11 protein-coding genes and 4 pseudogenes are annotated in these 13,638 nt (G+C 42.0%); 13 read left to right on the top strand and 2 right to left on the bottom strand.

Annotated elements, in window-relative coordinates; genetic code table 11:
• Positions 1-114: 114 nt before the first annotated feature.
• Together EEJ45_RS17090 and EEJ45_RS17085 are read left to right on the top strand one after the other, a co-directional pair.
• Positions 115-441 (top strand): annotated as a pseudogene (locus EEJ45_RS17090) (cation:dicarboxylate symporter family transporter); the annotation flags it as partial.
• A 299-nt stretch (positions 442-740) separates the two neighbouring features.
• The gene (locus tag EEJ45_RS17085) at positions 741-1,967 is read left to right on the top strand and encodes a threonine synthase (RefSeq protein WP_124565967.1); all 1,227 of its coding nucleotides are present in this window, start codon (positions 741-743) and stop codon (positions 1,965-1,967) included.
• 73 nt (positions 1,968-2,040) lie between these two features.
• Here the strand turns inward: EEJ45_RS17085 and EEJ45_RS17080 are convergent, their stop codons facing one another.
• Entirely contained in the window at positions 2,041-3,210 is a 1,170-nt protein-coding gene (locus EEJ45_RS17080) for a M20 peptidase aminoacylase family protein (protein ID WP_124565969.1), read from the bottom strand.
• A gap of 139 nt (positions 3,211-3,349) precedes the next feature.
• Positions 3,350-4,225: pseudogene (locus EEJ45_RS17075) on the bottom strand (MsnO8 family LLM class oxidoreductase); the annotation flags it as partial.
• Between the two features lie 100 nt (positions 4,226-4,325).
• On the opposite strand from EEJ45_RS17075, the pseudogene EEJ45_RS19105 reads away from it, so the two are divergent.
• From EEJ45_RS19105 to EEJ45_RS17025, 11 genes and pseudogenes are all read left to right on the top strand, one after another.
• A pseudogene (locus EEJ45_RS19105) lies at positions 4,326-4,491 on the top strand (IS4 family transposase); the annotation flags it as partial.
• A 377-nt stretch (positions 4,492-4,868) separates the two neighbouring features.
• The gene (locus EEJ45_RS17070) at positions 4,869-5,297 is read left to right on the top strand and encodes a hypothetical protein (protein WP_124565966.1); all 429 of its coding nucleotides are present in this window, start codon (positions 4,869-4,871) and stop codon (positions 5,295-5,297) included.
• Positions 5,298-5,403: 106 nt separating this feature from the next.
• A complete protein-coding gene (locus tag EEJ45_RS17065; RefSeq protein ID WP_124565965.1) occupies positions 5,404-6,477 on the top strand; it encodes a hypothetical protein in 1,074 nt (357 codons plus the stop codon).
• Positions 6,478-6,699: 222 nt separating this feature from the next.
• Positions 6,700-7,014, top strand: a pseudogene (locus EEJ45_RS17060) (transporter substrate-binding domain-containing protein); the annotation flags it as partial.
• Between the two features lie 16 nt (positions 7,015-7,030).
• Positions 7,031-7,735 (top strand): amino acid ABC transporter permease, encoded by a 705-nt coding sequence (locus tag EEJ45_RS17055; protein ID WP_124565963.1) that lies wholly within the window; start codon positions 7,031-7,033, stop codon positions 7,733-7,735.
• A 46-nt stretch (positions 7,736-7,781) separates the two neighbouring features.
• Positions 7,782-8,492, top strand: coding sequence for an amino acid ABC transporter permease (locus EEJ45_RS17050; RefSeq protein ID WP_124565962.1), 711 nt, complete (start codon positions 7,782-7,784; stop codon positions 8,490-8,492).
• Positions 8,489-9,244: an amino acid ABC transporter ATP-binding protein gene (locus EEJ45_RS17045; protein ID WP_124565961.1), complete on the top strand. Its 756-nt coding sequence runs from the start codon at positions 8,489-8,491 to the stop codon at positions 9,242-9,244. Before EEJ45_RS17050 ends, EEJ45_RS17045 begins: the two co-directional genes overlap by 4 nt.
• Before the next feature lie 167 nt (positions 9,245-9,411).
• Positions 9,412-10,479, top strand: a complete 1,068-nt coding sequence (locus EEJ45_RS17040) for a sulfate ABC transporter substrate-binding protein (RefSeq protein ID WP_380018314.1) — start codon at positions 9,412-9,414, stop codon at positions 10,477-10,479.
• 31 nt (positions 10,480-10,510) lie between these two features.
• A complete protein-coding gene (gene cysT, locus EEJ45_RS17035) occupies positions 10,511-11,344 on the top strand; it encodes a sulfate ABC transporter permease subunit CysT (protein ID WP_124565960.1) in 834 nt (277 codons plus the stop codon).
• A 29-nt stretch (positions 11,345-11,373) separates the two neighbouring features.
• Entirely contained in the window at positions 11,374-12,222 is an 849-nt protein-coding gene (gene cysW / locus EEJ45_RS17030) for a sulfate ABC transporter permease subunit CysW (protein WP_245999992.1), read from the top strand.
• A 9-nt stretch (positions 12,223-12,231) separates the two neighbouring features.
• Entirely contained in the window at positions 12,232-13,305 is a 1,074-nt protein-coding gene (locus EEJ45_RS17025; RefSeq protein WP_124565958.1) for a sulfate/molybdate ABC transporter ATP-binding protein, read from the top strand.
• Positions 13,306-13,638: the final 333 nt, after the last annotated feature.

Raw genomic sequence — 13,638 nt, 5'->3', positions numbered from 1 at the left:
GCATAATCATATATAGAGCATGGAATAGGCTCGATAGCTAAGTCAATTTCGTACCGTGAGGTACGATTACCTTAGAAGCCCCCACCTCTAAGCGAAGCGTAGGTGGCGGGTAGTTCACAAATCGTATTTTTGTTCAGCTTATTTGGAAAAGACATGACTTCTTTTACAAGCATCGTCAGCATTCTTGCGGTGGCCTTTTTAGTAGGGGCTGTGATGGGGGCAATTCCAGGAGGCGGCATGATCGGCGAGATGCTGATTATCTCCATCTACGGATTCTCTCCGGAAGTGCTACCAATTATCGCGGTCATTTCCACCATCATTGATGCGCCTGCAACCTTGCTAAACAGCACAGGAAATACAATCTCAGCCATGCTGGTTACCCGCTTGGTGGAAGGAAAAGATTGGATTAAAAAAGCCGTCACACGTAGTCAGGCGGCATAATACACATTTAGGCTGTAGGGAAGGTTTCTCTACAGCCTGTTTTATCTTGGTCTTCAACTTAAACTAAGCGGAGTCTGATAGGAAAACAGCAGACTTTTATAATATACAGACAATTATGTTTACTTTTCCTATATGTTTAATTATAATTTCGTATTATATAAGGGTTGTTTTTGTAGAATGGAATCGTACAAATAACAAAATCTTGCTGACCAGAAAAACTGGAGGCGGCTTTTTCCTATGTGTAACTAGGTGAAGCCGTCTCTTTTTTGTTTCATCAGCTCATCACAGGAGGAATGACTATGAGATATAGCTATGTATCACACTTGCTCTGCCCAACGTGCAATAAGGAATATAGTACGGCGCACCAACAGCAGCTATGTGCGTGCGGCTCTCCGCTACTCGTACAATATGATTTAGAAACTTTAAAGCACAAGCTCTCTCCGCAAGATTTGATAGGAAGGGAAGGAAGTCTTTGGCGATATCATGAATTGCTGCCGGTTGAGTGTTCGGAGCATGTTGTATCTCTGGGAGAAGGTATGACCCCCTTGCTTTCTATGCCTAGACTAGGGGAGGATATGGAGATTAGCCATCTATATATGAAAGATGAAGGTGTCATACCGACTGGCACATTTAAAGCACGTGGTGCGGCAGTCGGCGTTTCAAAAGCCAAGGAACTAGGTGTGAAGGAACTAGCGATGCCGACAAATGGAAACGCCGGTGCAGCTTGGTCCTTGTATGCGGCGAGAGCAGGCATCAAAGCCACTATTGTTATGCCGACCGATGCACCAAGCATTACAAGAAAAGAGTGCGTTGCTGCAGATGCCAACCTGTTGCTCGTAAACGGATTGATTAGTGATGCCGGTAAAATCGTAGGAAAAGCGGTAAAAGATGGGAAACTGTTTGATGCATCTACTCTAAAAGAGCCTTATCGCATAGAAGGCAAAAAAACAATGGGTTTTGAGATTGCAGAACAGCTGCATTGGAAACTGCCTGATGTCATTTTATATCCTACAGGCGGAGGAGTGGGTCTTATTGGTATCTATAAAGCCTTGCGAGAGCTACAGGAGCTTGGATGGGTAACGGGCAAGCTGCCTAGATTAGTAGCTGTACAAGCGGAAGGATGCGCCCCGATTGTGAAAGCATGGGAAGAAGGAAAGGCGGTTTCTGCATTTTGGGAAAGCTCTTCCACGATCGCCTTCGGTATTAACGTACCAAAAGCACTTGGTGATTTTCTTGTACTAGAAGCGCTGTACGCCACAAATGGATGTGCCGTTGCGGTCAAGGATGACGAAATTTTGGCGGAGTTAAGGACAGTGGCGTCACTCGAAGGAACCTTTGTTTGCCCGGAGGGAGCGGCTGTATTTGTTGCGGCTCGTCAATTGAGAAAAGACGGATGGATCGGACCGGACGAAACAGTAATCGCTTTGAATACGGGGGCAGGAATCAAATACCCGAATACCATTATGGCGGACGTGCCAATTTTACAGCCTGATGATGAAATAGATGCGGTACATCACGCAAAATGAAAGTGCATACTGTAAATAAGCAATAGCATACGTAAGGTCCTTAACGGTTCAAGGTTAAGGACCTTTTCAGGTATTATAGGTCTTTACTCATTGTCTGTAATGTATCTATCGCCAATGTAGCAAAGTATTGCGCACTAATAGGTAAAGCGCGTTCATCTACCGTAAATGCGGGATGATGCCATTCTTCTGTTCCGGATGTACCCATAAACACGAAGGAACCAGGAATGTCTTTTTGATAAAAAGCGAAATCTTCTCCTGCCATAGATGGCGTAGCTTCAACTATGGTCAAACCTATTTTTTCAGCAGCTTGAGCGGCAAGCGTTGTCAGCTGGGCATCATTTTGTACGGGGGGAGGACCTGCGTACCAATGCAGCTTTGCTTGTGCACCGTATGCACTTGCTGTACCATCAATCACTCGACGAATTATTGTAGGTATAGTGGCGCGAACGTTTTCATCAAATGTACGAACAGTACCTTCTAACATAGCGTTTGCCGGGATAACGTTCCAAGTTGTGCCAGCATGTACATTTGCGACACTAATGACCGCGTGCTGGAACGGGCTAAGGTTACGGCTGACAATAGATTGTAGCGCGATGACAATATGAGAAGCGGCAACAATAGGATCAATACCAGCATCAGGAACTGCTGCGTGAGTGCCCATTCCTTGCACCTCAATCTCAAATCGATCTACACCAGACATTAAGGCCCCCTGTTTAATACCTATCGTTCCTACCGGTAAATCAGGCTTGTTGTGCATACCGAAAATGGCTTGCACATCTGTTAATAAACCTGCAGATATTACTTTTTTGGCACCGCCCCCATTTTCTTCAGCAGGCTGGAAAATAAATCGTACAGTACCCTTCAATGCATGTTCTTTTTGTTTCAGCAAGTATGCAGCACCAATCATTGCTGCCGTATGAAAGTCATGACCGCAAGCGTGCATCTTTCCGGGGATTTTAGAAGCGAAAGGTAAACCACTTTGCTCGTTAACAGGCAAAGCATCAATATCGGCGCGTAAGGCAATGATTGGCCCCTCTGTATCACCCGATATTTCTGCAATGAGACCTGTTTGTAATTCTGTTTCCAAAATAGTAACATCCGCCTCCTCTAAACATTGGCGTATATATTTTGTAGTCTCAAATTCCTCGTTGGAAAGTTCGGGATACTGGTGTAAATGTCGTCGAATAGCTACTAGCTTTTCTTCAAGATTGCTTAAGGTTGTTGTGGGAAGTGGAGCTTTCATTGTCATCAGTCCTCTCAGGTAATTCTTATGGCAAGCTTTAATCAGATATCTGTTTTGAGAAAAGTAGTTGTATAAGATTCGAATATAAATTTTTATAGAAATATACTAATTTCTTAGCAAGGTAAAGGTGGTAGCAACCTTATCTTGGAATAAGCTCTGAAAAAGCATCTTTTAATATTTTGTAGGAATAAAGACGTTTGTTGAAATCTTTAATGGGGGTTGTAATGATAAACTCTTCCAAATGATATGTTTGTTGAAGTATTAATAATGTATTACGTACAGTCTCTTGAGAACCATGAATAATATTTGCATCGTGAGTGGTAATCGTATAATTTTCTCCAGCCTGTTTCCCGTATTCCTCCGCTTTTTCCACGCTTGGAAGAGTTAATGTCTTTCCGCTTTCGAGATGGATTTTGACGATTTTTGCATCAGCAGCCAACTCTTTAGCTTCTTCGTCCGTATCTGTTACGATAAGAGAGACTGCCAGAATAGAATGGGGCGTGCCTTTTTCCATATTAAAATTCTTCTGATAGGTTTTAAATGCTTCGGCAATGGTATTTTCATCGCTGTTGATAAATTGCGCGAATACATAAGAGAAGCCTAAGTTTGCTGCTACACTTGCACTAGATGTACTCGCTCCGAGCAAGTAAATGTGCAAAGGATATCGAGGAATGGGCTGCGCTTTTAAACCATGTAGAGGATGAGTTGGCTCCAACTTGTCATGAAGAAATTGTTCTAACTCTATTAGTTTTTCAAATAGAGGCCTCATATCATTTCCTTGTTGCAAAGCTTTTGTAGAATGTGGTAGTCCCCCTGGCGCTCTCCCAATTCCTAAATCGACACGATTAGGAGCCAGTGATTCGAGGACATGAAAATTTTCTGCCACTTTGTATGGACTGTAATGCTGCAGCATAACGCCTCCAGAGCCAATTCGAATTCGCTCGGTTTTTGCTAATAAGTGTGAAATTAAAACTTCGGGAGAAGAGCCGGCAACTTGATCTGAGTCGTGATGCTCGGATACCCATACCCATCAACCCAAAATTATTTGTTACCCCCAAAACGAAAAAATACGCTATTCTTTTCTGTAGATTCATAGGAGAGGGTGGCGTTTTTTGATGAAGATTTCAGATGAGCTGTACCTTTTCACAGGAATTACAACGATGTTTACCTCCAGATATCCTGGAGAAATTGGCCAGGCAAGCAGGCTTTACGAAACGAAAAAGTAAATACCAAGCACGAGAACTGGTAGCGCTTTGTGTATGGTTGAGCCAGAATGTTTCCACTTTTAGGTTGATGGGCATGTGACACTACCCCTAATATGTAAATGGCAAGTGATGATATACGGTAGCGGCTAGGCAAATACCGAGGAAAACCGGTATAGCGAAAATTATGGGTTTCATGTAGCATCTCCCTTACTATCCATTCCATTGTACTCACACAAACTTAATTAAATATAGGACCAATATTTTCCGTATAGCACCAAGGGAATTGAGCTTCTCAATTGTATAATAGATTGTGAGAAATGAGATTTAGTTGACAGAACTCCACTAACTCTAAGCTGTGTTGTTATGGTTAATAATGTATAATCTACAAAAGAGGGTTAATTATTGCTTAGCCCTCTCGTGTTTTAACTACTATACAAAAGGAGAGTGTGAGATATGGTAATTAGATTTTTATTTGTTTCTTGTACACTGCTCATTCTGAGTGCTTGTCAAGATCCATCCCCCTTAAGGTCAGAAACTGAGGTAAAGTTTAATAGTTTATTTAAGACTGAATTTGGGGTGTTAGATCAGCTAATCATTAAAAAGCGTTTAGAAAACGGTAATTATGATACTGTGTCTGTGATTAATCCTCAAGAGATGATAGCTGAACTTAGTAATTCCCAAAAGGCAAGTTATAAAGATGAATACAATGCGGATTATAAACTACTTTTTAAAACATCAACAGAGATGCAGAAATATAGCAAGGAGCAGACAGAAGCAATTGTAAACTACAACTCTACTCAGCATATTCTATGTTACAAAAGTAAGTGTTACAGAGCTTCGGAGAAAATGAGGAATTTCTTGAAAGAAAATGGTTTAGAATAGTATAATTTCCATTTTGTTAAATATATTCTATTAATTTCCTCTTTATCGTGTTATAATTCTATCCTGAGTGTACAACATGTACAAAGCACAAGGGGGAGTAACACGAATGGTTAAAGTTAGTTTAAAGGGAAAGAGTATGTTCAGAAAATTTGCTCTTATAACCGCAGTCGCTCTATCGTTAGGCACTGCAGTTGTAGCAAACCCTGCACTAACAGAAGTGTCTGCAAAAGCTGCTAGTTCTGCAAAAGTTAGCCCGCAAAATTTTTCAGGTTCTGAGATTGACAGCTTTCTAACACAAATGGAGCAATATGTAAAGCTAGATGAGAATGAGATGCTCGTAACTGTGAACATGAAAGCGGCAAAGAAGGCTAAAGTGCCATCTGAGGCAATACTAGTAGCTCAGAAGTATTATGAGGGTCAAAATAAGCTTTTTGCAGATAACAGTTCGGAATCAGCTAAGCAACAAAATAAGAAGTTTATGAAGGAATTTGAACATTATTTTATGAAGAAGGCTGGCGACACGCGGAAGAACACTAATTTACTGTCCGCACCAAGCGTCTCAGAAGAGGAATACACACTAGATAATGCACCTTTAGACTACATAAATAAGCAACTGGATAAGGTAATGAAATTTGTAAAGTTTGATAGCAACGAAATTGCTATTTTTGATCAACAGAGTGCACGAGCAGCAGGTATAGATAATAAAACTATCCAGTTTGCAACTGAAGCATTTGAAAGACAAAATCAGACAATTCAGTCTGTAGAGGTTTCTGCAGAGTTGAAATCCCAATTAAGTGTTGCAAAATATGCGTACGCGGGTTGTGGAGGCGGAAGAGATAACCCACATGCTTGTCCTCCTCGTGATAATCTCCTTTACCGTGTTTCAGTAGGTTATGCTCAAGATTGGCTTGTTGATAGGGGTTATCATAGAACAGTTTGGTACGCTGGTGGTGGTGCACCATGGAATGATGGAAGAGATTATACAAAGAAAGTATCCGCTTATAACTGTACTGGTGGCCAATTTAGGTATCAAGGTGTCCTATCTGATGGGGGAAGAAATGATGGCTATGTTTCTGTATTGATTCAGGTACCGGAGCCAAATCCAGAATTACATACGTATAAGGCTCCTACAGCAGCTTGGGCAGCCTACGTTCATTGGTGGCACTATGAGTATTGCTGATATAGGATATTAAGAAAAACACATGAGCACAAGAATCTATGCTCATGTGTTTTTTTATAGGGTAATGAGGGCTTATTTGTCATGCGCTTTTTGAATACAACGTTATTCAAACAATGTGAAGATAAAAATCGTCCATCAAAATCCAGCACTTTTTATTTTTTAGGTTGATGGGCATGGGGAGCAACCAGCAATGCAGCTGTTTTCCTTGAAAAATATAACAAGCAAAATGGAAAGAAAATTGAAATTATATACGCAGGTCAAGGAGCCGATGATGCCAACACACAGCTGAAGACTGGACGTGCAGACGCCACCCTTGCCACACCTTTTGCGGTGGAATTTAACAATAAGGCGATTGATGCTCAACAAAAGGTAGTGGGAGACATCATCATCAATTCAAAGGTATATTTTCTATTTAATAAAGAGGAAACGGATTTGCAAATCAAAACAGATCAAGCTATTAGAAAACTAAAAGCCGACGGCACACTTAAGAAATTAAGTAAGCAGTGGCTCGGAGACGATTATTCTGTTGAAAATTGAGTGAAAGAGGTGAATCATGGGGCAGGCATTCGATATTACACTTGTTTTGGATTTCTTTCCTAAACTCATTTCTTACCTTCCTATTACAATATTGATACTTGTAGTTTCTGTTTTATTGGGAATAGTTATTGGATTTATCGTGGCGCTGCCTCGTATCTACCATATTCCAGTAGTTCGTCAAATTGCTGCTGTATATGTGTCGTTTATGAGAGGTACGCCCATACTCATTCAACTATTTTTAATTTTTTACGGATTACCAGCCATTTTAGAATGGATTCATATTGACCTTTCTCGGGTTGATCCATTGGTGTTTGTTATTATTACCTATGCGTTAAGCAGCGGAGCATCTTTTTCCGAAATCATCAGAGGCGGCGTGGCAAACGTAGAAAAGGGTCAGGTGGAAGCGGCATACACAATAGGAATGAATGAAAAACAAACCTTTATACGTATTGTGCTCCCGCAAGCCCTAGTTACTTCGTTTCCTAACTTTGCTAATTCTGTGATTGGGTTTCTTAAGGATACTTCGCTCGCTTTTACAATTGGTGTAATGGATATGCTGGGGAGAGGTGATACCTTAATATCGGCGACCGCGCATGCTTTGGAAGTGTACATTACATTGTCCATCATTTACTACCTGATAGCAATCTTGCTTGAAAAACTTTTCGCTCTGTCCGAAAGCAAGCTACAACGCCATCAGCAACAGCTAGTCTCCAATCAATGAATTTCTACTAACATATTATTTTGCTAAAAAGAGAGGGGGAGATACTATCGTTATTGATGTTCCGTTCATTTTCATTGCACTTGTTGAAATTATAAAAGCTTTGCCGCTTACGTTGATTATTACGATTGTTCCTTTACTAGTCGGTTTCGCTATAGGTATCATCGTGGCTTTCATCAGACTTTATAAAGTGAAAGGACTCCATCATATCGCTGATTTTTATGTATCATTTCTTCGCGGCACGCCTATTCTGCTACACATTATGTTAATTTACTTAGGGTTACCGATGATTATTGATCAAATCGCTGCATATTATGGTTGGTCATTTAAGTCAAATGCAATCCCCATTTTATTGTTTGTGTTAATTGCATTTTCCCTTACAGCCAGTGCATACATGTCGGAAATCATCAGAGCCGGGATATTAGCAGTAAGCAGGGGACAAATCGAAGCTGCCTATTCTGTTGGTATGAGTGTTCCACAAGCTATGAGAAGAATAGTGTTTCCCCAAGCGGTTACAGCTGTTCTCCCTAATTTATGCCATATATTTGTCGGCTTTTTGCATACATCGTCCATTGCTTTTATTGTTTCTCAAAAAGAACTAAATGGAGCAGCCAATATTGTGGCTTCCAGCAATTTGAAGTTCTTGGAGTCTTATATAGCCGTTGCGATCATCTATTGGACATTAACCATTATAGCAGAATGGATTACAGCTTTATTAGAAAGACGGGCAGCTGTATTTCATAAAGGGGGCATAGTATGATTTCCTTGCGTAATATACAGAAATCGTTCGGTAAACAAAACGTGTTAAATGGAATTAATCTTAATGTAAATAAGGGAGATGTAGTAGCAATTTTGGGGCCAAGTGGGTCAGGTAAAACGACCTTGCTTAGATGTATAAACTTTTTGGAACGTCCTACCGTCGGAGAAGTGACCATCGGTGATCTCACTGTGAACTGCAAACGTGCAAACAAGCAAGATATTATGAAGTTACGTAAAAAAACAGGTATGGTATTTCAGCATTATAACCTTTTCAAGCATAAAACGGTTCTAGAAAACATTATGGAAGGCTTAGTAATTGTCCAGAAACTTTCCAAGGACGAAGCAAAAGTAAAAAGCTTGGAAGTTCTTGAAAAAGTAGGTCTAGCCGATAAAGTAGATGCTTATCCAAGTCAACTATCTGGTGGTCAACAACAACGTGTCGGTATTGCGCGTGCTCTTGCTTTGAACCCTGAAGTCATTTTATTTGATGAACCAACATCAGCATTAGATCCCGAACTAGTGGGAGAGGTTTTGGAGGTCATCCGCAATATTGCACGTGAAGGAATCACCATGGTAATTGTGACACATGAAATGGGCTTTGCTAGAGAAGTGTCCAATCATGTTATCTTTATGGATGAAGGCGTTATCGTAGAAGAAGGAAACCCAGCAGAGATATTTACGAATCCAAGAGAACATCGAACAAAGCAATTCCTAAAGCGAATTACGTCAAGCGTCATTTTTAGTGTATCTTAAAAGTTTTATTTTAAAGAGAAAAATTTAAAACATAGTTGACAGATAGGAAAAGTAGAAATAAAATAAAGAAAATTAAGTTAATTTCATACGCCGATCAGTTGACTGAAGGCATACAGCATCCATTTTGTGGATTGTTGTATGCCTTTTTTATATTTAAAAAAGGAGAGATGAAAATGCTGCGTAACAAAATGCTGTTCAGAAATGCCCTTGCTATTATTTCGACTGTTACTTTCTTGTCTGCTTGCTCAAATTCAACTGGAGGTACAGAAAGCGTAAGTGAAAAAGCGCCTGAGGAGCCTAAGGCTGTAGAGCTGCTAAATGTTTCATATGATCCTACGCGCGAGCTGTATCAGGACTTTAACACAGAGTTCGCTCAGTACTGGAAGGAGAAGTCTGGCCAAACAGTTACCATCAAGCAGTCTCACGGCGGCTCTGGTAAGCAAGCTCGCTCTGTTATTGATGGCCTAGAGGCTGATGTGGTCACGCTAGCACTTGCCTATGATATTGATGAAATCAGTCAACAAGGAAAGCTGTTAACACCTGAATGGCAAAAAAGCTTACCTAACAATTCTACACCGTACACATCGACGATTGTATTTTTAGTGCGCAAGGGGAACCCAAAGCAAATTAAGGATTGGAACGATCTTGCTAAAAAAGGGGTCTCTGTCATTACGCCAAACCCGAAAACCTCTGGAGGTGCTCGCTGGAATTACTTGGCGGCTTGGGGATATGCTCTGAAAAACAATGGCAACAACGAAGCGAAGGCAAAGGAGTTTGTAGGCAATATCTATAAAAATGTCGAGGTGCTTGATTCAGGAGCACGGGGTGCCACGACGACTTTTGTAGAAAGAGGCATTGGTGATGTATTAATATCATGGGAAAACGAGGCATTGCTGTCGTTGCATGAGCTTGGTAAGGATAAGTTTGATATTGTCGTTCCATCTGTCAGTATTTTGGCTGAACCGCCTGTAGCTGTTGTGGATAAAGTAGCCGAGAAAAAGGGAACAACAAAGGTTGCAAAAGCTTACTTAGAGTACCTATATACAGACAAAGGGCAAGAAATTGCAGCAAAGCATTATTATCGCCCTCGCAATGAAAAAGTAGCCCAAAAATATGAATCTCAATTCCCTAAAATTGAATTGTTTACAGTGGATGAACTGTTTGGCGGCTGGAAAAAAGCACAGGACACCCACTTTAAGGATGGCGGTGTATTCGATCAAATTTATCAGAAATAAGGAGTAGGTCAACATAACGGGGGGAACGGAAGTGCGAAAAAAACGGCAGCATATTTTGCCAGGGTTTGGAATCTCTTTAGGTTTTACAACTGCCTACCTCAGTTTATTTATTTTGCTGCCTCTCTCGATGATTGTAGTCAAAACATCAGATTTAGGCTGGGGGCGGTTTATCGAGATAGTAACAAGCGACCGCATTGTCGCAGCCTATAAGCTTAGCTTTGGTACAGCTTTTATAGCGGCTATCATCAATGCCGTTTTTGGTTTTCTGCTTGCCTGGGTGTTAGTACGATATCAGTTTCCGGGCAAGCGAATCATTGATGGGCTGATTGATTTGCCTTTTGCGCTGCCGACTGCGGTTGCGGGCATTGCGCTTACATCGCTGTATGCTAAAAACGGCTGGATTGGCAAGTGGCTTGCAGAGCTTGGGATTAAGGCTGCTTTTACACCACTAGGAATCACCATAGCACTGACCTTTATTGGGTTACCCTTTGTCGTACGAATGGTACAGCCGGTGCTGCACAATATAGACAAAGAGCTTGAAGAGGCAGCTTCTAGTCTCGGGGCCTCCAAATGGCGAATCTTTCGTAAAGTGATTTTTCCCGAGACAGTGCCCGCCTTGCTGACAGGTTTTTCACTGGCCTTTGCTAGAGGAGTAGGGGAGTATGGTTCGGTTGTGTTTATCTCAGGTAACATGCCTATGAAAACAGAAATTGCTCCGCTGCTTATCATGACCAAGCTGGAGCAATATGACTACGCGGGAGCAACGGCGATTGCCACAGTAATGCTTGGCATTTCGCTCCTCTTTCTGTTGCTGATCAATGTCATTCAGGCGCGAAGCAGAAGGTATGAAGAGGAAGCTTCTTAGAAGGAGGAGAGGATTTGAGTTCACCTGTTTTGCAATTCGTACCTAGTAAACAGAGGAAAGCTTTACGGCGTAAGTCAGAATCCAAGTGGATACCTGTCTTGCTGATTGCAATTGCAGTCATCTATTTGATTTTCTTTTTACTTATTCCCTTGCTGACCATTTTTCTCAAGGCATTTGAAAAAGGAATGAGTGTGTATGTCGCATCGATTACAGATCCGGATGCTTTATCAGCTATAAAGCTTACAATAGTAGTTGCTTTGCTTGTTGTACCGCTGAATACATTGTTTGGCGTTGCTGCTGCTTGGGCCATCACGAAATTTCGCTTTCGTGGCAAACAACTGCTATTAACCGTTATTGAATTGCCCTTTGCTGTATCGCCCGTTATTGCTGGACTTATTTTCGTATTGACCTTCAGTCCAAGGGGGATATTGGGACCTTGGTTAGTGGAGCATGGCATTAAGATTATCTTTTCAGTGCCGGGCATTGTGCTTGCGACGATATTTGTGACTTTGCCATTCGTTGCCCGCGAATTAATCCCGGTGATGCAGGCGCAGGGAACTGCAGAGGAAGAAGCAGCTTTATCGCTGGGAGCGGGGGGCTGGAGAACCTTTCTGTTGGTGACGCTTCCGAATATCAAGTGGGGGCTTCTGTACGGTATGATTTTATGTAATGCCAGGGCGATTGGAGAGTTTGGAGCTGTATCTGTTGTGTCGGGACATATTCGCGGCGTGACAAATACGATGCCGCTTCATATTGAAATTTTATATAATGAGTACCGTTTTTCGGCCTCCTTTGCGGTTGCATCTTTAATGTCTCTTTTGGCACTACTCACATTGTTGATCAAGCACTGGATCGAATGGAAAGCTGAAAAACGGTAGGAGGAGCATATGATGATTGAGATTCAACATCTATCCAAGTATTATGGTTCGTTTCATGTCCTGCAGGATATCAATCTTACTATTCAAGAGGGAGAGCTTGTCGCGCTACTAGGTCCGTCCGGCTCGGGAAAGACAACGCTGCTGCGTGTAATTGCAGGACTGGAAATAGCAGATGAGGGCATCGTTGTATGTAATGGAGAAGACTTGACTCACGTGCATGTACAAGATCGGCAAGTTGGCTTTGTATTTCAGCATTATGCACTATTTAAACATATGACTGTGTTTGAGAACGTAGCGTTTGGACTGAAAGCGCGTAAAAAGAAATGGAGACCTTCACCGGTAGAAATAAAAGAGAAAGTACAAACGTTGCTTGAACTAGTTAAGATGCAGGAGTTTTCCAGCAGATATCCGTCTCAGCTTTCTGGCGGGCAAAGGCAGCGCATTGCCTTGGCACGTGCCTTGGCGGTGGAACCAAAAATTTTGCTTTTAGATGAACCTTTTGGCGCTTTAGATGCGAAAGTTCGTAAAGAGCTAAGAAGGTGGTTAAGAAGATTGCATGATGAGTTTAAAATTACGAGTATCTTCGTCACACATGACCAAGAAGAAGCTCTTGATGTAGCAGATCGAATTGTAATCATGAACCAGGGAAAAATTGAGCAAATCGGTACACCGCAAGACATATACGAACAACCTGCCAGTTCATTTGTATACGACTTCCTCGGAAACGTAAACTTGTTTCACGGGCGTCTTCGTGAAGGGAAGTTAGATATTGGTGCAGCACAGTTTAGCGTAGCGGATGACCATCATCCGTTTGACATAGAAACGGTAGGCTATGTGCGGCCGCATCACCTTATGATTTCACGGCAAAAAACCGAACAAGACACCATTACCGCAAGGATATCACACCTCCACACAGTCGGCCCGATTGTACATGTGGAATTAAAAAGGGAAGAAACACAAGAATACTTAGAAGCACAAATGAGTGTAGAGCAATTTCATGCATTACAGCTGCGTATAGGAGAAACAGTGTATGTCTCACCCCAGCAAGTAAAAGTCTTTATCCCTTCAGATTTTGTAATCTAATACGTACATGGAGCCATCGGTTTACATACGGTGGCTTTCGTTGATATATGGGGGATGGGATTTGAGTTTAGGTGTCCCGCAAGAGCGTCTCGCGGAGCAGGAGAGAGTGGAAATTGGAGGTTAGGTGTCCCACAAGAGCGTCTTGCGGAGCAGGAGAGAGCGGAAATTGGAGTTTAGGTGTCCCACAAGAGCGTCTTGCGGAGCAGGAGAGAGCGGAAATTGGAGTTTAGGTGTCCCGCAAGAGCGTCTCGCGGAGCAGGAGAGAGTGGAAATTGGAGTTTAGGTGTCCCGCAAGAGCGTCTCGCGGAGCAGGAGAGAGCGGAAATTGGAGGT

This window comes from Ectobacillus antri, assembly GCF_003852715.1.
GTDB classification, from domain to species: Bacteria; Bacillota; Bacilli; order Bacillales; family Bacillaceae_G; genus Ectobacillus; species Ectobacillus antri.
The sequence above is the reverse complement of the archived record's forward strand: the minus strand, read 5'-3'. Positions and strand labels throughout refer to the sequence as shown.